This is a genomic window from Pectobacterium araliae (assembly GCF_037076465.1).
GTDB lineage: Bacteria > Pseudomonadota > Gammaproteobacteria > Enterobacterales > Enterobacteriaceae > Pectobacterium > Pectobacterium araliae.
The window spans coordinates 1,887,003-1,906,522 of the sequence record NZ_AP028908.1 but is presented as its reverse complement, the minus strand read 5'-3'; the positions used below and the strand labels follow the sequence as shown (position 1 = coordinate 1,906,522).

At 50.5% G+C, this 19,520-nt stretch carries 21 protein-coding genes; 8 read left to right on the top strand and 13 right to left on the bottom strand.

The annotated features are described in order from the left end of the window. Nucleotides 1-67: 67 nt before the first annotated feature. Nucleotides 68-1,504 (top strand): SDR family oxidoreductase, encoded by a 1,437-nt coding sequence (locus tag AACH44_RS08680; RefSeq protein ID WP_261849179.1) that lies wholly within the window; start codon nucleotides 68-70, stop codon nucleotides 1,502-1,504. Here AACH44_RS08680 and AACH44_RS08675 read toward each other — a convergent pair. Further along, a complete protein-coding gene (locus AACH44_RS08675; protein ID WP_338659566.1) occupies nucleotides 1,501-2,331 on the bottom strand; it encodes an N-acetylmuramoyl-L-alanine amidase in 831 nt (276 codons plus the stop codon). The two genes, AACH44_RS08680 and AACH44_RS08675, sit on opposite strands and share 4 nt — an antisense overlap. 73 nt (nucleotides 2,332-2,404) lie before the next feature. Further along, entirely contained in the window at nucleotides 2,405-2,728 is a 324-nt protein-coding gene (locus tag AACH44_RS08670) for a heavy metal-binding domain-containing protein (protein ID WP_005967367.1), read from the bottom strand. Between the two features lie 201 nt (nucleotides 2,729-2,929). Here AACH44_RS08670 and artP point away from each other — a divergent pair, with 201 nt between their 5' ends. The 5 genes from artP (at nucleotide 2,930) to artJ (AACH44_RS08645) (ending at nucleotide 6,736) form a co-directional block, all read left to right on the top strand. Next, nucleotides 2,930-3,658 carry an arginine ABC transporter ATP-binding protein ArtP gene (gene artP / locus AACH44_RS08665; RefSeq protein ID WP_261849178.1) on the top strand — a complete coding sequence of 243 codons (729 nt, stop codon included), beginning with the start codon at nucleotides 2,930-2,932 and terminating at the stop codon, nucleotides 3,656-3,658. Between the two features lie 20 nt (nucleotides 3,659-3,678). Then, the gene (artJ, locus tag AACH44_RS08660) at nucleotides 3,679-4,410 is read left to right on the top strand and encodes an arginine ABC transporter substrate-binding protein (RefSeq protein ID WP_261849177.1); all 732 of its coding nucleotides are present in this window, start codon (nucleotides 3,679-3,681) and stop codon (nucleotides 4,408-4,410) included. 11 nt (nucleotides 4,411-4,421) lie between these two features. Continuing rightward, nucleotides 4,422-5,138 carry an arginine ABC transporter permease ArtQ gene (artQ, locus tag AACH44_RS08655; protein WP_261849176.1) on the top strand — a complete coding sequence of 239 codons (717 nt, stop codon included), beginning with the start codon at nucleotides 4,422-4,424 and terminating at the stop codon, nucleotides 5,136-5,138. Further along, nucleotides 5,138-5,806: an arginine ABC transporter permease ArtM gene (gene artM, locus AACH44_RS08650; protein ID WP_261849175.1), complete on the top strand. Its 669-nt coding sequence runs from the start codon at nucleotides 5,138-5,140 to the stop codon at nucleotides 5,804-5,806. The genes artQ and artM overlap by 1 nt, the downstream gene beginning before the upstream one ends. A 198-nt stretch (nucleotides 5,807-6,004) precedes the next feature. Beyond that, on the top strand, nucleotides 6,005-6,736 hold the full coding sequence (artJ, locus tag AACH44_RS08645) for an arginine ABC transporter substrate-binding protein (RefSeq protein ID WP_261849174.1): 732 nt from the start codon (nucleotides 6,005-6,007) through the stop codon (nucleotides 6,734-6,736). Nucleotides 6,737-6,789: 53 nt separating this feature from the next. Here the strand turns inward: artJ (AACH44_RS08645) and AACH44_RS08640 are convergent, their stop codons facing one another. The 10 genes from AACH44_RS08640 to nfsA all read right to left on the bottom strand — a co-directional run bounded on the left by AACH44_RS08640 (nucleotide 6,790) and on the right by nfsA (nucleotide 16,269). After that, nucleotides 6,790-7,281: a hypothetical protein gene (locus tag AACH44_RS08640; RefSeq protein ID WP_261849173.1), complete on the bottom strand. Its 492-nt coding sequence runs from the start codon at nucleotides 7,279-7,281 to the stop codon at nucleotides 6,790-6,792. Between the two features lie 11 nt (nucleotides 7,282-7,292). Further along, nucleotides 7,293-8,450: a 23S rRNA (uracil(747)-C(5))-methyltransferase RlmC gene (gene rlmC / locus AACH44_RS08635; protein WP_261849172.1), complete on the bottom strand. Its 1,158-nt coding sequence runs from the start codon at nucleotides 8,448-8,450 to the stop codon at nucleotides 7,293-7,295. 126 nt (nucleotides 8,451-8,576) lie between these two features. Beyond that, nucleotides 8,577-9,029: a YbjO family protein gene (locus AACH44_RS08630; RefSeq protein WP_261849171.1), complete on the bottom strand. Its 453-nt coding sequence runs from the start codon at nucleotides 9,027-9,029 to the stop codon at nucleotides 8,577-8,579. A 189-nt stretch (nucleotides 9,030-9,218) separates the two neighbouring features. After that, nucleotides 9,219-10,064 carry a putrescine ABC transporter permease PotI gene (potI, locus tag AACH44_RS08625; RefSeq protein WP_261849170.1) on the bottom strand — a complete coding sequence of 282 codons (846 nt, stop codon included), beginning with the start codon at nucleotides 10,062-10,064 and terminating at the stop codon, nucleotides 9,219-9,221. Further along, complete coding sequence (gene potH, locus AACH44_RS08620) at nucleotides 10,061-11,026, bottom strand: putrescine ABC transporter permease PotH (protein WP_261849169.1); 966 nt, start codon at nucleotides 11,024-11,026, stop codon at nucleotides 10,061-10,063. The genes potI and potH overlap by 4 nt, the downstream gene beginning before the upstream one ends. A 14-nt stretch (nucleotides 11,027-11,040) precedes the next feature. After that, nucleotides 11,041-12,174, bottom strand: a complete 1,134-nt coding sequence (potG, locus tag AACH44_RS08615) for a putrescine ABC transporter ATP-binding subunit PotG (protein ID WP_261849168.1) — start codon at nucleotides 12,172-12,174, stop codon at nucleotides 11,041-11,043. A gap of 200 nt (nucleotides 12,175-12,374) precedes the next feature. Further along, entirely contained in the window at nucleotides 12,375-13,484 is a 1,110-nt protein-coding gene (gene potF, locus AACH44_RS08610) for a spermidine/putrescine ABC transporter substrate-binding protein PotF (RefSeq protein ID WP_261849167.1), read from the bottom strand. A gap of 379 nt (nucleotides 13,485-13,863) precedes the next feature. Beyond that, nucleotides 13,864-14,343 (bottom strand): YbjN domain-containing protein, encoded by a 480-nt coding sequence (locus tag AACH44_RS08605; RefSeq protein WP_261849224.1) that lies wholly within the window; start codon nucleotides 14,341-14,343, stop codon nucleotides 13,864-13,866. Between the two features lie 278 nt (nucleotides 14,344-14,621). Further along, nucleotides 14,622-15,533, bottom strand: coding sequence for a 30S ribosomal protein S6--L-glutamate ligase (gene rimK, locus AACH44_RS08600; protein ID WP_261849166.1), 912 nt, complete (start codon nucleotides 15,531-15,533; stop codon nucleotides 14,622-14,624). A 16-nt stretch (nucleotides 15,534-15,549) separates the two neighbouring features. Further along, nucleotides 15,550-16,269, bottom strand: a complete 720-nt coding sequence (gene nfsA / locus AACH44_RS08595; protein ID WP_261849165.1) for an oxygen-insensitive NADPH nitroreductase — start codon at nucleotides 16,267-16,269, stop codon at nucleotides 15,550-15,552. Between the two features lie 225 nt (nucleotides 16,270-16,494). Here nfsA and AACH44_RS08590 point away from each other — a divergent pair, with 225 nt between their 5' ends. Beyond that, a complete protein-coding gene (locus AACH44_RS08590; protein WP_261849164.1) occupies nucleotides 16,495-16,761 on the top strand; it encodes a GrxA family glutaredoxin in 267 nt (88 codons plus the stop codon). A gap of 75 nt (nucleotides 16,762-16,836) precedes the next feature. Here the strand turns inward: AACH44_RS08590 and AACH44_RS08585 are convergent, their stop codons facing one another. Beyond that, nucleotides 16,837-17,208, bottom strand: a complete 372-nt coding sequence (locus AACH44_RS08585; RefSeq protein WP_261849163.1) for an inner membrane protein YbjM — start codon at nucleotides 17,206-17,208, stop codon at nucleotides 16,837-16,839. Between the two features lie 379 nt (nucleotides 17,209-17,587). On the opposite strand from AACH44_RS08585, the gene AACH44_RS08580 reads away from it, so the two are divergent. Further along, on the top strand, nucleotides 17,588-19,276 hold the full coding sequence (locus tag AACH44_RS08580; protein WP_261849162.1) for an aspartate:alanine antiporter: 1,689 nt from the start codon (nucleotides 17,588-17,590) through the stop codon (nucleotides 19,274-19,276). The last annotated feature ends 244 nt before the right edge of the window (nucleotides 19,277-19,520 follow it).

The following is a 19,520-nucleotide window of genomic DNA, read 5'->3' as shown; positions in this document are numbered from 1 at the left end:
TTCCCCGTTACGAATTATTTAGGATATAGTAAGCCATGGTTATATTTTGCTATGGAACCGCTGGCGCATGACATCTCCTTCAGCCCCAATTCTGATTCTGGGCGCAACTGGCTATATTGGCCGCCATTTAACCGAGCGGTTGAGGAAACAAGGCAACCGAGTCATCGCTGCCGGTCGGAATATCGAATCCCTCGCGTCGAGGAACTGGCCGGGCGTCGACTGTCAACAGGTTGACCTCACTAAGCCAGAAAGCCTGCCTGATGGTCTGTGGGGCGCGGAAACGATCTATTATCTGGTACACAGTATGGGCGACGGCGCGGACTTTATCGCCAGAGAGCGTATGGCCGCCATGAATCTGCTGCTGGCGCTGCCCTCCAGCCGCGTAACACAGATCATTTATCTGGGGTCGCTTCAGGCGAAGGATGACACCTCACCGCACATGTTGGCACGCCAGATCACGGGTGATGTCCTGCGTAACAGCAGCATTCCCGTCACAGAGTTGCGTGCGGGTATTATTATCGGTGCCGGGTCGGCGGCGTTCGAGATCATGCGCGATATGGTCTATAACCTGCCGATACTGACGCCGCCGCGCTGGGTGCGATCTAAATCGTCGCCGATTGCGCTGGAAAACCTGCTAGTGTATTTGATCAATATCGCGCAGCACCCCGCGACAGAAAATCGCATCATGGATGCCGCAGGCCCCGAATACATCAGTTATCAAACCATGTTCGAGCGTTTCATTGAGATCAGCGGTAAACGCAGATTACTGATCCCCGTTCCTATGCCAACGCATCTGGTGTCCGTCTGGTTCTTGCATCTGGTGACATCGGTTCCCCCGTCCATCGCCAGCGCCTTAATTCAAGGGTTAAAGCACGATTTACAGGCCGATGGCCACGCACTACAGACGTTGATTCCACAAAAACTGATGAGCTTTGATGACGCCGTGCGCCTCACGCTGCAAAGCGAAATGGAGAGCGTACAGCAGGCCGACTGGGGCGATGACACCGAAGTCCGCGCACGCTGGAAACCGAATTACGGTTTTTACCCCAAACAGGCGGGCCATACGATGGAGACGTCTGCTTCCAGTCAGGCACTCTGGCAGGTCATCCAGCAGGTTGGTGGCAAGGAAGGATATTTTTACGCGAATGCGCTGTGGAATATTCGAGCCAGACTGGACGATCTCTGCGGCAACGGCGTGACTTACGGACGCCCCGAGCATCCGACGCTGGAAGTGGGCGACAAGATTGACGGCTGGAAGGTTATCTCTATCAAACCACAGCGTCAGTTAGTGCTGTTATTCGGCATGAAAGCGCCGGGACTAGGTAAACTCAATTTTACTATCACGGATAAAGGCACGCATCGAACCGTGGATGTCCGCGCCCGCTGGCATCCTTCTGGGTTTAACGGGCTGGTTTACTGGTTTCTGATGATGCCCGCTCACCTGTTTATCTTCCGTGGCATGGCAGCGCGTATTGCGAAACTGGCAGAGAAGGAAACGATTTAGCGGCTGCCGTATTTCTCCAGCAGCGCATCAGCGATCGCTTCGCTCTGCGCATCGGGCTGACCTTGATAGTTATCAGGTCGAAAATGCATCTGGAAAGCGGCAATCACCTGCCGCTTCTCACGTGCCGTCATCGTGTTTTGCACCGAGTAGCCATAGCGCCCCAGTTTTTCCAGCAGAGCCGCTTCATCCACCGGCTGCATAGGCTGTCGTCCGTTCAAATAGAACGTGACCCGCTGCACATCCGGCCAGGCACCAATGCCCGCTTGCGCCAGCACCTGCCAAGGGAACAGCGGCCCAGGGTCTTGTTTGCGCAGTGGAGCAATATCGCTGTGCGCTACCACGTTTTGCGGGGCAATCTGATAGCGACCGACAATATCACGAGCGATCGCAGTCACGAGCTGAATCTGCGAGGCGGTAAACGGCTCCCACGTATAGCCTGTTAGTGTGCGCTGATAGCCTGCGTTTTCGATCTCGATACCAATCGAAGAATGATTCAATCGACTAAATCCGCGCCAGCTACTGGCTCCTGCATGCCAAGCGGCCTGAGATTCAGGCACCAGTTGCCAGGCAAGCGGCTTGCCGCACTGCAAAGGTGGGTGTGCTGGAATCAGATAATGGGCGCTGACGTGCTCATCCGTCAGAATATTCAGCGAGGTGGCAAAGTCTTCCGCCGTATAGTGAATCACCAGAAAGCGGATACGAGACTCCTGCGCCCGCGACTGTAATGCGGTTTCCAGTACATAATTATTCTGTTCCTGCAACGAGGAAGGAACTGATTGGCACCCCGCCAACAGCCCCAATACTATGCAAAGCATCCATTTCAACATCGTTATTCCACTATTATGTGTTTTTTCCACACCGTCTCTTTACCAACTCGCTATATACGTGCTGTTTCAACTACTAGCGGCGAACTTTTACCGCGGTGCCACTGACGGTCACCATCAGCATGCTGCCATCCTTCCCAACGGTTTCATAGTCGAGATCAATGCCCACAATGGCGTTCGCCCCTAAATCCTCCGCTTGTTCCTGCAACTCTTTGAACGCAATCTGCCGCGCCTTACGCAGCTCTTTCTCATAGGCACCGGAACGGCCACCGACGACATCACGAATACTGGCAAAAAAGTCACGGAAGATATTCGCCCCCAGAATGGCTTCGCCAGTCACGACGCCACAATATTCAGTAATCGTGAAGCCTTCCAAATTCGGGGTGGTAGATAATTGCATGTTGTCTCCTTTATTGCTGCCTATCAGTACGGCTCTGCGAATACCCGCGATGGGAAACCGTGTCCCTACGCCGTAAGCCATTATTTTGTGCTATTATTTAACCAATAAATCGCTTATTGGCAAATTTTAACCCACGGTGATTGCATAACTATTCTGCCAACGTTAACATTCGCCGCATCAATGTCTATTCAATTCTTACGCATGAGTATTCAACTAAACGGCATTAACTGTTTCTACGGCACATACCAGGCGCTATTTGATATCACCCTCGATTGTCCTGCGGGTGAAACGCTAGTGCTCCTTGGTCCCAGCGGTGCGGGCAAAAGCTCGTTGATACGCGTTCTTAATCTGTTGGAAATGCCACGTTCTGGCACGCTTTCCATCGCCGGTAATCAGTTTGATTTTCAGCACACGCCATCCGACGGCGCGATCCGTGAATTGCGTCAGAACGTCGGAATGGTGTTCCAGCAATATAATTTGTGGCCGCATTTGACCGTGGTGCAGAACCTGATCGAAGCGCCCTGCCGCGTGCTGGGGCTGAGTAAAGAAGAAGCGAAAGCGCGGGCGGACAAACTGCTGACGCGCCTGCGCCTCAATGACTTTGCCGATCGCTTCCCGCTTCATCTTTCTGGCGGGCAGCAACAGCGTGTCGCGATTGCGCGCGCACTGATGATGGAACCTCAAGTTCTGCTATTTGATGAACCCACTGCCGCGTTGGACCCGGAAATTACTGCTCAGGTCGTCAACATCATCCGTGAATTGGCAGAAACTGGCATTACGCAGGTGATTGTGACCCACGAAGTCGAATTTGCCCGTAAAACGGCCAGCCGAGTCGTTTATATGGAAAATGGCCGCATCGTTGAACAAGGGGATGCGACGCATTTTACCCAGCCGCAGACGCCTGAATTCGCTGGTTATTTGTCACATTGATTACTATCAGGAAAATGATAATGAAAAAATTGATTATTGCAGCCTTATTCGCCGCTGGTGCCGTATCCGCAAACGCCGCAGACACCATCCGTTTCGCGACCGAAGCGTCCTACCCTCCGTTCGAATTTGTCGATGCGAATAACCAGATCCAAGGTTTCGATATCGATCTGGCTAATGCACTGTGCAAAGAAATGCAAGCGACCTGCACGTTCAGCAATCAGGCGTTTGACAGCCTGATTCCCGGTCTGAAGTTCCGTCGTTTTGAAGCCGTTATCTCTGGGATGGATATTACGCCTGAACGTCAGCAGCAGGTGTCATTCACACAACCTTATTATGACAACTCTGCTCTGTTCATCGCCCAAAAAGGGAAAGTCGCCGACATGGCGGCGCTGAAAGGCAAACGCGTAGGGATGCAGAATGGTAGCACCCATCAGAAATACCTGCTGGAAAAGCACCCTGAAATCACCGCGGTGCCTTACGACAGCTACCAGAATGCGGTATTGGATCTGAAGAATGGTCGTCTGGATGCCGTGTTCGGTGATACCGCCGTGGTCAACGAATGGCTGAAGCAGAACGATACGTTGGCCTCTGTCGGTCAAAGCGTGACGGATAAAGACTACTTCGGTATCGGTCTGGGCATCGCGGTACGTCAGAATAACGATGAGCTGTTGAAAAAATTCAACGATGCGCTCAACAAAATCAAGCAGGATGGCACTTACGAGACCATCTACAAAAAATGGTTCCAGCAATAATCTGACGCGCAATGATTGAATTTCAACCTCTTGCAAGCGCCGCCGGGATGACCGTCGGCCTTGCCGTTTGTGCACTGGTGCTCGGCCTCGCGCTGGCGATGCTGTTTGCCGTTTGGGAAACTGTCCGCTGGAAAGCCGTGAGCTGGACGGGAACCGCCGTCGTGACGCTGTTGCGCGGCCTGCCAGAAATTCTGGTCGTGCTGTTCATCTATTTCGGCTCTTCTCAGTTGCTGATGATACTGGCAGACGGGTTTACCCTGAATCTCGTCATCGTGCAGATTCCGGTAAAACTGGATATCGGCATGTTTGAAGTCAGCCCATTCCTGTGCGGCGTGATTGCGCTGGCGCTGCTGTATGCGGCCTACGCCTCCCAAACGCTGCGCGGCGCGCTCAAAGCCGTCCCGCAAGGGCAATGGGAATCGGGTCAGGCGCTGGGGCTCAGTAAATCCGCGATCTTTTTCCGTCTGATCATGCCGCAGATGTGGCGTCACGCCCTGCCGGGATTAGGCAATCAGTGGCTGGTCTTGCTGAAAGATACCGCGCTGGTGTCGCTGATCAGCGTGAACGATTTGATGCTGCAAACCAAAAGTATTGCGACACGGACGCAGGAGCCCTTCACCTGGTACGTTGTCGCGGCGGCGATCTATTTGATTATTACGCTGTTAAGTCAGTATGTGCTGAAACGCATTGAACTGCGCACCACGCGTTTTGAGCGGAGGCCTTCCTGATGCTCGCTTATTTACCTGAGCTAGTAAAAGGTCTGCATACCAGCCTGACCTTAACTGCCGTTTCCATCATCGTAGCGCTGGCGTTATCACTGCTGCTGACGGTCGTGCTGACGCTCAAAACGCCTGTCATATCGCTGTTGGCGAAAGGTTACATTACGCTGTTTACCGGTACGCCGCTGCTGGTGCAAATCTTCCTGATTTACTACGGCCCAGGGCAATTTACCTCTATCCAGCAAATCCCCTGGCTGTGGAACCTGCTTTCACAGCCGTGGCTGTGTGCGATGGTGGCACTGGCACTGAATAGCGCAGCGTATACTACGCAACTGTTCTATGGTGCGGTAAAAGCGATTCCCGCCGGGCAGTGGCAATCCTGTGCAGCGTTGGGCATGGATCAGAAGCAGACATTGCGTATTTTACTGCCGTTTGCGTTTAAACGCGCACTGTCTTCTTATTCAAATGAAGTAGTGTTGGTGTTTAAGAGTACGTCACTGGCTTACACCATCACACTGATGGAAGTCATGGGCTACAGCCAACTGATGTACGGCCGGACGTATGATGTGATGGTGTTTGGTGCCGCAGGGATTATCTACTTGTGCATCAACGGGTTACTGACATTGCTGATGCGCTGGGTTGAGCGTCGTTCACTGGCATTCGAGCGCCGTAATTAATCCTTGTTGTATTTATCCACTTAGAAAGCAGGCTTTGATAGCCTGCTTTTTTATTGCCTACTGATGTAAAAACACGCAACAAATCGACTCATTAATCATTTTAATTGCATGAAAATTCAATTAATGGCATGGTAATCGCCATGACGCCGGAATCCTTCCGCGCAATGATCTTATAAGAAAAACAGACAGGGGTAGGTAATGAAAAAATTAGTGCTCGCTACGTTACTGGCAGGAATCACCGTCAGCGCCACCGCCGCAGACACCATCCGTTTTGCGTCATCCGCCACTTACCCGCCCTTTGAGTCGCTGGATGCCAGCAACGAAATTGTCGGTTTCGATATGGATCTGGCGAAAGCGCTGTGCAAACAAATGCAGGCGACTTGTACGTTCACCAATCAGGCGTTTGACAGTCTGATCCCTGCGCTGAAATTCCGCCGCTATGACGCCGTGATTTCCGGTATGGACATCACGCCAGAGCGCAGCAAACAGGTGGCGTTCACCCAGCCCTACTATGCCAACTCCGCAGTGGTTATCGCGCAAAAGGGGAAATTCAGCGATTTTGCTGCAATGAAAGGCAAACGTATTGGGATGGAAAACGGCACCACACACCAGAAATACATGCACGACAAGCACCCAGAAGTACAAACCGTCTCTTATGACAGCTATCAGAATGCGGTACTGGACCTGAAGAATGGCCGTATTGATGGCGTATTCGGTGATACCGCCGTCGTCAACGAGTGGATTAAGACGAACCCTGAACTGGCAACAGTTGGCGAACATGTGACTGACGCCGAATACTTCGGCACCGGATTGGGCATCGCCGTGCGCCCCGATGACAAAGCACTGCTGGAGAAGTTAAATAAAGCGTTGGATGCCATCAAAGCTGACGGCACGTACAAAACGATTAACGACAAGTGGTTCCCGCAATAAGGTCAAACAAGCATTGGGTGGTAAAAACACCCAATGCTCATCGACTATATTACTTATTCATATTCGAGCTTATCTAGTTTGTCCTTCTTATCTTGTAGCGCCTGAATTTTTTCATATAGAATAACTTTCCCATCGACTAATGTTTTTTTAAATTCATCCACATCTAAGATATCTGCTTGCTTCATTTTCTCTTCAAAAGATTCGATAAGATCATTTATTAGTTTGACTTCAAGATAAAAGCTTCTTTCTGCTGCTATTCTTTCATTTCGTGCCGCATGTTGAGCTTTCAACATCAGCCCACCAGCAATAAAACTCCCTCCCGCAGCAGCGATGGTATAATTAATGACGGAAAGTGATAACTTTACATCTTTAAAAATTTCTAGCGGCTCCATCCTTTCTAACGAAGAGATAACAACAGCACCGATAAAACTAAAAAGCAACCCAATACAGACCATGAAGAGCGGTTTTCTATAAACAAAACCGGACATAACATTCCAAGTAAGGAGTAATATTACGAAAATTAAAAGAATAAAAAATTCAATCATAAAATCCCTCTCTATTTAACAAATATACTTTCTTGCTCGCTATGATATTTCACTAATAACGTCAGTACTTCGTAGTGCGCCGTATGCGGGAACATGTCGAACAGCTGTACGCGCAGCGCACGGTAATTCGCCAGTTCCGTCATGTCTTTCGCCATGCTTTCAGCGTTACAGCTGGAATAGAGAATATAGTCTGGTGCCATGCGGCTCAGGTAGGCGCACAGTTCGCTACCGATACCGCGGCGTGGCGGATTGACCAGCACCAGATCGGGGATTTCCGCTTTAGCTGTCGCGAACTGCGTGGAATCCAGTGCCTGAAACTCCACCTGCTTCAACCCTAACTGTTCTGCCGAGCGACGCGCACAGGCTATCGCCTCAGCGCTGATTTCGATCCCCGTTAAACGCATCTCAGGGGATACACAGTGCAGGCCAAAACCCCCTACCCCGCAAAACAGATCCCACATGCTAGTAATATTCAGCTCTGCAACCCAATCGCGTGCCGTGGCATACAGCGCAGCGGCGACCCGCGGGTTCGTCTGGAAAAAACTCTGCGGACGGATATACAGCGGCACCTGATTAAACTGTTCGGCCAGTGCCGCAGCGTCACTCAGGATAATCTCCGCTTTCCCTTCCATAATCGCCTGATGCACGGGCTGGATATTGGCGGATATCACCTCAAGCTGGGGCAACTGCTGCTGTAGCCAGGGCAATGCAGCTCGCAGCTGCGCCAGCTTGGTTTCCGAGCGCAAGACAAAGCGCAGCATGAACGTACCGTGCTGCGTACTTTCCGTCAGCAGCAGGTATTTCAATTCTCCACGGCGGCGTTCCACGTTATAAGGCGTCAACCCCGCACGAGCGATGAAAACTTTAAGCACATCGAAAATTGGCGCGAAGCTGGGCGGATAAAGCGGGCAATCGCAGAGATCCACCGCGGTTCCATCGCGATGCAGCATCCCCAGCAGCGGGCGTTCCACGCTACCACTTATCACCATTTTGGCTTTATTACGAAATCCAGACTGCTCAGAGGGTTGCACGGGCAGCCAGCGCTGCACAGCATGCGGTTGCAGCAAATCTTCAAGATGCTGCTGCTTATCAGACAATTGCTGAGGGTAGGCTTTTTCCAGCCATTGGCAGGAACGACAGGTTCCCGTGCTGTAGCGGGCACAATGCATAAACAATCTAACTATAAGAAGAAATACAGAATGAAAAGATTATATCACTCTGGCGGCGTCACCCTGCGACCTTTTACTGATTCATGGTGACGCCAGCAGACAGATTAACTCATAAGAGAGGCATACCTATTTCTGGCGCAGAAAAAAACGCTTACTGCGTCGTGGCAGAAATAGCAAAATCATCACCAGAAGATCCGGGATCTTCTGTAACAGGAGTTGGTGCAGCACGGCGGCGTTGTCTTCCCCTGAAATATGGAATATCGCTGGCATAAATTCACTGAATGACGCCAGCAGCAGGTAACACACGACGGCAGCCTGACAGGCCACATAGCCCCATCGTCCCCAGTTCACGCCCGCCAAAACGGCAAAACCACAGCGAATTTCAATGCCGACGATAACGAGCGATAACAATAATACCAGTGTCGAATCCCAGGCTTCCGCGTTGCTGCCAATCCAGCAGCTCAAATCGCTGAGCCCGAGCTCCCAGACAAGCAGCAGAATCCCCAAAACACGAGTAGCAATAATCGCAATCCCCGCCACCATCACGGGCACCGGGGCATACACTTTGCGTTGCGTCATTTCCTTTTTCTTGTACAGAATTTCAACGCACTCCCTTTATGCGGCATTTACCCGCCAAAAATACAGCACCAATATAGAATCCGATGCCAATATAAAACGTGATGCTGATACAAAACAGCAACGCCCCCATACTCTGGCGGCGTTGCTGGAAATCTTCGCGAGGCTCACACATTACAGAGAGAGATCGAATCAGCCACGTCTCGCTTTTTGCCTATCACGATAGCGCTGCTTCTCTGCTCTCGCCATAAACCACCAAGCGATAAACCCAATAATACCAACGACTAACAATATCAGGGAAGCCAAGGCGTTAATTTGTGGATTAACCCCCATTCTGACGCTGGAGAACACCAACATAGGCAGCGTCGTTGAACCTGGCCCCGCCACGAAGCTGGCAATAACCAGATCGTCCAGCGACAGTGTAAACGCCAGCAGCCAGCCAGAAAGCAGCGCAGGAGCAATCATCGGCACCGTGATAATGAAGAAGACTTTGAGCGGGTTCGCCCCCAGATCCATCGCCGCTTCTTCAATAGAACGATCCAGTTCACGCAGGCGCGCACTGATCACCACGGTGACATACGCGGTGCAGAACGTGACGTGCGCCAGCCAGATGGTGAACATGCCCCTTTCCGCTGGCCACCCAATGGCATGGCCTAAGGCAACAAAGAGCAACAGCAGCGACAGACCGGTAATCACGTCTGGCATCACCAGTGGTGCCGTCAGCATAAACGCAAAACCATTGGCACCACGGAAACGGCCAAAACGCACCATGACGACAGCAGCGATAGTCCCAAGGATCACGGCCATCGTTGCCGATGCGGCGGCAATCGTCAGGCTCAAGAGCACCGCACTGATCATTGCCGTATTGTGAAACAGTTCGATATACCAGCGTGTCGACCACCCTGCCCATACGGTAACCAGCTTGGAGCTGTTGAACGAATAGATCACCAGCATCAGCATCGGCGCATAGAGGAAGGTAAAACACAGAACCAAAATCACAATACGCCACGGCGAGCGAACAACAGGTAAATTATTCACGCTTCACCCTCCGCAGTTTTGCTCTGATGTTTATGGAACCAGATAATCGGCATAATCAACAGCAACAACATGACGATCGCGACAGCGGATGCCACTGGCCAATCTCGGTTATTGAAGAATTCCTGCCACAGAATACGGCCAATCATAATGCTATCTGGTCCACCGAGCAGTTCTGGAATCACGTATTCCCCCACCGCAGGGATGAACACCAGCATCGAACCCGCAATAATACCGCCTTTCGTGAGTGGGACGATCACGCTGAAGAACGTTCTTAGCGGCCGCGCGCCCAGATCCAACGACGCTTCCACAAGCGAGTAGTCCAGCCGCGTCAGCGCGGTATAGATAGGCAACACCATAAACGGCAAATAGGAATACACAACGCCAATGTAAACCGCCAGATTAGTGTGCAAAATGATCAGCGGTTCATCAATCACGCCCAGCCACAGTAGGAAGTTATTCAGGATGCCGTTATTTTTCAGAATCCCCATCCAGGCATAGACACGGATCAAAAACGACGTCCATGATGGAAGAATAACCAATAATAACAGGATATTACGTGTCGATGGCTTACTATGTGCAACAGCCCAAGCCAAGGGATAACCAATAAGCAAGCAGCACAGCGTCGATACGGCCGCAACCTGAAGCGACTGCATATAGGCATCGAAATACAGCGGATCGTCCAACAAGTGCAGGTAATTCCCAAGATTCAGGGAAATATCCAGCTTGTCGTCCATCCAGGAAACCAGATCGGTATAAGGCGGAATTGCACGTGCCATCTCTGCGAAACTGATTTTGAACACGATCAGGAACGGCAGCATAAACAGCAGCAGCAGCCATACATACGGCAGCGCGATAACCAGCTTGTGCCCGTGTTTTTGACGCCAGCGAGCCATTAGCACACGCAGCCAAAGTCTGGCCTTGCCCGGTGGTTCCGCCGTGTGATGTTCAGGAAATAAAGTCATGGCATTCTTCCTCACTACACCGTCAGAACCACACAGCTGTCCGCATCCCAACACAGCCGAACCTCATCTCCCCAGGTCGGTGTGCCTTTACGATAGCGATAGGCATTTTGTAGCTGCGCGCTGATGATTTGCCCACTGTTGAGCCTGACGTGGTAAACCGACAAATCCCCCAGATAGGCGATATGAACGACTTCCCCTACGGCGAAATTACAGCCGTCAGCCGGAACCTCTTCGCACAGCATAATTTTTTCAGGACGCAACGCAATGTAAACCGGTACGCCATCCACCACCGACACATCCGAATCCACCTTCAGTGGATGCACCAACCCGGGGCTTCTAATAATCAGTGCCTCATCCTGGCGCTCCTGCAATATCCCTTCAAACATATTGACCGAGCCGATGAATTCTGCGCTGAAACGTGTATTCGGGTGCTCATAAATCTCTTCCGGCTCGCCAATCTGTACGAACTTACCGCGATTCATGATGGCAATACGTCCTGCCATGGTCATGGCTTCTTCCTGATCGTGCGTCACCATCACACAGGTTGCACCAACGCGTTCCAGAATATCGACGACTTCAAGCTGCATGCGGTCACGCAGTTTCTTGTCCAGCGCCCCCATCGGTTCATCCAGCAACAGCAGTTTTGGACGCTTCGCCAGACTACGAGCCAACGCAACACGCTGACGCTGACCACCGGAGAGTTGATGCGGTTTACGATTGGCAAACTCCTGCATATGCACCAGCGACAGCATCTCTTCTACACGATCTTTGATTTCCGCACGCGGTAGCTTGTCCTGTTTCAAACCAAACGCGATATTCTTTTCCACCGTCATGTGTGGAAACAGCGCATAAGATTGAAACATCATATTGATAGGGCGCTGGTAAGGCGGCACCAATGACAAATCCTGACCATCCAGAACAATCTGTCCCTGCGTGGGGAGCTCAAAACCTGCCAGCATACGCAACAGCGTGGATTTCCCACAGCCAGATGCGCCCAGCAGAGCAAAAATTTCGCCTTTATAAATCGTCAGGCTAACATCATCGACAGCGGCCTGACCATCAAACGACTTCGTCAGGTTACGGACTTCCAGCAGCGGCGTGGCCGCTTTTTGAGGTTTTGATTGAGGGCGTGGGATCGCGTCATTCACTTCGCATTGATCTCCGGCAAAAGCAGAACAAGTCGCCCCGCTGACGACGCGATTACGCGTTTTGCATTCAACGGTGTGACACAATATAGAGCGCAAACAGGCGGGTTATCCGCCTGTTTTTTGCCACATTTAACGCCTTCAATAAGTAGAGCGCACGATGGCACCCGACTTATAGTCGGTATCACATTAGATCAAAGCCGCTATTTACCGCTCTTAACTTTAGTCCATGCACGAGTACGTGTACGGTCAATCTGAGGAGATTGCACCTTGAGCGTAAACATTTTGGCACGCACATCCGCAGGTGGGTAGACACCCGGATTGTTACGAATCTCTTCGTTAACCAAAGGCAAAGATGCCAGATTACCGCTAGCGTAATAGGTGTGGTTACTGATCTCCGCCATCACTTCCGGCTTCATCAGGTAATCCAGAAACGCGTAGACTTCATCCAGATTTTTAGCATCTTTCGGGATGGCGAGGACATCAAAGAATGCCAATGCGCCTTCTTTCGGAATACTGTATTGGATATTGACGCCGTTCTTCGCCTCTTTCGCACGATTCCCCGCCTGCATGATATCGCCAGCCCAGCCTACAGCAACGCAGATGTCGCCGTTCGCCAGATCGTTGATATATTGCGACGAATGGAAATAACGAATGCTCGGACGCAGTTTCAGCAACAGATCGGTCGCTGACGTGCTGTAATCACCCGGTTTGGTGCTGTTCGGATCTTTACCCTGATAGTTTAATACCGTGGCAAAGATCTCTTCCGGCGCATCCAGGAAAGACACCCCGCAGCTTTTCAGCTTTTCCAGATTCTCTGGCTTCAGCACCAGATCCCAGCTATCAACAGGCGCATCGGCACCCAGCGCCGCTTTGACTTTCTCGACGTTATAGCCAATACCCGTGGTCGCCCACAGATAAGGCAGGGCATATTGGTTATCGGGATCGTGCTGAGCAATCAGCTTCATCAGCTCAGGATCCAGATTTTTGTAATTCGGTAGCTTACTCTTGTCTAATGGCTGAAAAACTCCCGCTGAGAGCTGACGCTCAAGGAAGCTGGCTGAAGGCACTACCAGATCAAAACCTGTGCTGCCCGCCATGAGTTTGCCTTCCAACACTTCGTTGGAGTCAAACACATCATAGACAACCTTAATGCCGGTTTCTTTCTGGAAATTGGCTAACGTGTTGGGTGCGATATAGTCGGACCAGTTATAAACATGCAGCGTTTTCTCTTCCGCAGATGCGGTGACGGACGCGGCCATCAGCAAGCCGGTAACAACACCCGATAGCCATTTTTTACGTTGGGTGAACATCCGTTCCTTCCTCCATTCAAGGGGGTGATTCGTGGGAGTAAGTCTGTATCGTGGAGATACAAAACATGTCTGCGCATGTACCGTCATATCCAATCGGTGAATGAATATGCACCGATTTTTATCCGCTCATACACAGACATAGCCCTGATTCGACAGTCTGTCGCCTACAGGAATAAAGCATAACCCCACAACATCATGCACACCATACTTGAACGTAAAAAATGGGTTTTAACGATTATTTATTCACATTTTGTCGATGTGATGAAGGCGTTTAGCGACAAACAAAGAGGAATATCTGGCAATAAGGCGAAATAACCAGAATAAATGGCGGTGAAAGGAAAATAAGTAAAACCAATTGCTGCCGTTGGCAGCAACCGTATCAATGCAAATGGGAAGTCGTGACTCGCGTAGCAGAGCCCTCTTCTTCCTCACCGATAAACAGCAGATTATTAGCGCTCGCTTCAAGGATCACCATTGAGATCTGTTCTTCGGATTGCTGCATGAAATGCCTGAATTGTTCCAACGTCATGCCTGCGGCAACACTAAACGACTGGCAAACAATCAGTTTCGGCAGGTTATCATCCTGAACGTCGATAAATGCCTTAACGGTCAAGGAACTGGCATTGATTTGGCTCAGATCGCCGACCAGAGGAATCAGTGCGCTGGGCTTCACTTCGGCAAGTGCGGAAAACAAGATCACGTTATCCACCAGATCAACCTTTGCATCGAACACACCATCAAAATTTTGCATATGAGGAAGATGGAGCGCCTGACAGGAATCACATTCGAAATACAGAATGTTCAGTTGATCCAGCCACCGCCGTAGCATAGCCAAATCCGGAACGATGAGTGAATCCATCATGTTTGCCTCATACTTGCCACCGTAAAGACAGCGTTATTGAAAAGAGAACATCGTTCATACAGAAACGATGTTAAAACAGAAACAGTCTCAAAACAGAAACCATCTTAAAAACGGCACATAGCTTACGGAATATTGTGCAACGATGCCATGATAAAAGCGCACCACGACCCGTTTTCCTTACCTTACTGCACAACGATCGCTGCCGCGAACGCGACCTAATAGCCACGCGCCAATAGAAACGCCGTATTTTACGGCGCAGTCTCCGTTTCAGAAAGCTAACTTTTACTTATTGTTGTCGATGTTGCGACGCGCTTCTGAGTATTTTGCTCAATAAACTCAATCATCATGCCAGCAATATCGAAACCGGTCGTCGTTTCAATCCCTTCCAGCCCCGGTGAAGCATTCACTTCCATCACCAGCGGCCCGCGTTCGGCGCGCAAAATATCGACCCCCGCCACATTCAGCCCTAGCGTTTTCGTCGCCTTGATAGCAATCGCACGCTCCTGTGCCGTAATTTTCACGTTATTTGCCGACCCGCCACGATGCAAATTTGAACGAAACTCCCCCGCCTTCGCCTGCCGTTCTATTGCCGCAACCACTCGATTACCGATCACAAGACAGCGGATATCTTTACCCTGCGCTTCATGCACGTATTCCTGCACCAGAATATGTGCATTCAGCCCACGAAACGCATCAATCACGCTTTCTGCCGCCTGCCGCGTCTCCGCTAATACAACGCCAATCCCCTGCGTGCCTTCCACCAATTTCACGACCAGCGGTGCACCGCCTACCATCGCGATCAGATCGCCAGTATCATCCGGCGAGTGGGCAAAGCCAGTAATTGGCAGATCAATCCCTTCGCGGGCAAGCAGTTGCAGTGAATGAAGTTTGTCACGGGCGCGAATCACCGCAACAGAATTATTCAGCGGATAACTCCCCAACATTTCAAACTGGCGTAATACCGCCGTGCCATAGAATGTAATCTGTGAGCCAATACGTGGAATAATCGCATCGTATTTATCCAACCGACGTCCACGGTAATGCACCGACGGCGCCGCCGAATTAATATTCATATAGCAAGAAAGTGGATCGATAATCTCAACACTATGCTTACGCGCCTCAGCGGCTTCACGCAGACGTTTGCAGGAATATAACGCTCCATCGCGAGACAGAATGGCTATCTTCATAAATATCCTACCGATACTAGCGTATCGCCCATCCTTGTCGATGTAAGTAGTCCAGCATGAATGGACGTAACTCTTTTTTCAGCGTCAGTTCAACGTGCTCACTCCAGCTCTCACGGCGGCTACCGGTACGTTGCAGGTAATATTCCACCATTTGCTGGTCGTATTGCGCCAGTACATCAGGGTCGAGCGGCTGATAAATATTTTCATGCAACATCATGGCCGTTGGCATGCGCGGTTTCAGCATGGGTTCGGCGTCCGGGTGCCCCAGACACAAGCCAAACAGCGGTATCACCAACGTCGGCAATTGCAGTAACTGCGTCACGTCAACAATGCGATTGCGAATCCCACCGATAAAAACCCCACCGAGCCCTAGCGATTCGGCAGCAACCAGTGCATTCTGCGCCATAATAGCGGTATCGACACAGCCAATCAGCAATTGCTCGGCCAGGCCCGTTTCAGCCTGAGGGAAAATCTCGACATGCCGATGGAAATCGGCACAAAAGACCCAAAATTCCGCTGCCTGTGCCACATAGCCTTGCTCGCCAGTATAGTGAACGAGTGTTTCCCGCACGGCAGGATCGGTAATACGGATAACCGTACTGCATTGTAAAAAGCTGGAGCTGGAGGCACTCTGTGCGGAAGTAATGATGGCGTGGCGTTGTTCATCGGTCACGGCCTGAGACGTAAACGCACGTATAGAACGGTGGCGTTGTAGCAAATCAATAGTTGGTGTCACACTGGCGTCCTTCAGTCAGTAAAGTTATTTCATCATAGATAGCTTCAGCAAATCGTTGTAACAGGTAATGCCCACTTTTTTTCATCAATGAATGCGGGCATAGTAGTGTAATTCACAGTAACCTCATTAACCGTAACACTTTTGGCCGTGACCTGATCTGCAACAAGCGTCACGCTATGCGTTTCCAGAATGAGAGCATTTTTCTAATTTTACAAAGGAGTTTACATGTTCGCTGTAATTTTCGGGCGCCCTGGTTGCCCTTATTGTGTACGTGCGAAAGAACTGGCAGAGAAACTGGCCGAGCAGCGTGATGACTTCAGCTTCCGCTATGTAGACATCCACGCAGAAGGTATATCAAAAGAAGATTTGTCCAAGACGGTAGGAAAACCGGTTGAAACCGTGCCGCAGATTTTCCTGGATGAAAAACACATTGGTGGCTGCACTGATTTTGAAGCCTATGCCAAAGAACATCTGTCCTTGTTCCAGTCATAATCATCAGACGGGTCAGACAGTAGCGCGGCAAATGTCCGCGCTTTTTTCGTTTATAGAAGCGTGATCAGCATCTACTCAGCGAAGGTAACGTCGATATAGGCTACGTAAACACAGTACACCCAGTGCCCCCAATACGCACCAAAAGGCCGCACTCATCACATAAGCCAGCTCTTGCCAGAAAGAACGCATCGGCGTATTCCACAAATGGAGCATCAGTAAACATACAGGCATCGCCGCCAGCGCACCAAACAGCGGGTAAAGCAAGCGACCGCGTGCAGAAAGAAAACAGGCAATCACGCCCGGCAGCAGAAAGAGTAACATACCCGGGCTCCCGCGCAGTCCATCATTCACAACAGCATCCGATACTTCAATTTTTTGACTTAGAAACACAATGGTAAACAATAGAAAACAACAAATCGCGCCGACCCAACCTTTATTTCGTACCATAAACCGCCCCTCTCAATATGCCTCCCAACCTGCATCAGGCCCGATACCGAAAACATGCGGTATGGTAAGAATGATTGGTGTCTCTATTCCCCGATATGAAAAACATGAGGCTTCGCTACGATTTATTCGACGCACAGGTTGTCCATAGACAAAAAAACGATAACCCGCCGTATTTCATCACCAGCGACACCACAATCATTAAATTAAACAATAATTACACTGAACAATTTTTATCGGATAAATTATACTTAATGAGGCTGATTCCTTTCAGCTGACGTGTATTGTATACCGTCACGGGAATTCATGTATTTCATGGCTAAATCTAGCCGTTATAATGAACAACATCAAGAACTTACTGGTAAACAACAAGTTGCATTCCATGAATATAAACGTCGCTGATTTGTTAAACGGGAATTACATCCTGCTTTTATTCGTGGTTCTTTCATTAGGACTCTGTCTGGGCAAGTTACGCTTCGGCCCAGTACAACTCGGTAATTCTATTGGCGTTTTAGTCGTTTCTTTATTACTCGGCCAACAGCATTTCTCGATTAATACCGAAGCGCTGAGTCTCGGTTTTATGTTATTTATTTTTTGCGTGGGAGTGGAAGCCGGGCCGAATTTCTTTTCCATTTTCTTCCGCGACGGGAAAAATTATTTCATGCTAGCACTGGTGATGGTCGGTAGCGCCATGTTACTGGCATTAGGCTTAGGAAAACTCTTTGGCTGGGGAATCGGCCTGACAGCAGGAATGCTGGCTGGTTCTATGACATCAACGCCTGTCTTGGTTGGTGCGGGTGACACGTTGCGTAATACCGCCAGTCTGGGGAGCCAACTCGGTATTGAACAAGATCACCTGAGCCTGGGTTATGCGCTGACGTATCTGGTCGGGCTGGTCAGCCTCATTTTTGGTGCACGCTACCTACCTAAACTCCAGCATCAGGATCTCCCTACCAGTGCACAGCAAATTGCTCGCGAACGTGGGTTGGATCCGGATAGCCAAAGAAAAGTGTATCTGCCAGTGATCCGCGCCTATCGCGTCGGACCTGAGCTAGTCGACTGGGCGGACGGCAAGAATTTACGCGAGTTGGGAATTTACCGTCAGACTGGCTGCTACATCGAGCGCATTCGGCGTAACGGAATTCTGGCAAATCCCGACGGCGATGCCGTTTTGCAAATCGGCGACGAGATCGCGCTGGTCGGCTACCCCGATGCGCACTCGCGGCTGAACTCCAATTTCCGTGATGGTAAGGAGGTTTTCGACCGCGATTTGTTAGACATGCGCATCGTAACGGAAGAGATTGTCGTCAAGAATCACAATGCCGTCGGCAAGCGCCTAAGCCAGTTGAAACTGACCGATCACGGCTGTTTCCTTAACCGTATTGTTCGCAGCCAGATCGAAATGCCGATTGACGATAGCGTCGTGCTGAATAAAGGCGATGTCTTGCAGGTCAGCGGTGATGCCCGCCGAGTGAAAAGTATTGCTGACAGAATCGGGTTTATCTCTATTCACAGTCAGGTCACCGACCTGCTGGCTTTCTGCGCTTTTTTCGTTATCGGCATCATGGTCGGGCTGATCACCATCCAATTCAGTAATTTCACATTCGGCATTGGTAATGCAGCTGGGTTACTTTTCGCGGGCATCATGCTGGGGTTCCTGCGCGCTAACCACCCTACCTTTGGCTATATTCCGCAGGGTGCTCTCAATATGGTCAAAGAATTTGGCCTGATGGTCTTTATGGCAGGTGTTGGGTTGAGTGCTGGTAGCACCATCAACAGCAGCCTGGGTGAAGTCGGCATCCAGATGCTCACGTCAGGACTGATTGTCAGCCTGGTGCCGGTGGTGATTTGCTTTCTGTTCGGTGCGTATGTACTAAAAATGAACCGTGCGCTGCTGTTTGGTGCCATGATGGGCGCACGCACCTGCGCCCCAGCCATGGAGATCATCAGCGATACAGCGCGCAGTAATATTCCTGCGCTCGGTTATGCAGGCACCTATGCCATCGCTAACGTGCTACTCACATTAGCAGGTTCACTTATCGTGGTAATCTGGCCTGAATTACCCGGCTAAAACATGTAAGAAATCGTGAATTTTTTCCGCACAGGCCAGAACTTTTCCTTTGGCTCACAGTCTGAATATGTGCCACTGCTTTTCTTTGATTCCCCTTATTGAGGAAGCCCATCGCTCCCGCCTTTCTGGTTCAAGAACGATGGGCGTTTTCTTTTCTGCTTATACTCGCCATACTTCAACTACATGTGCGTTACGTTTTGTCGTGAAATTTGAATTAGTTAGAGTATACCTCTACCCTATTTCC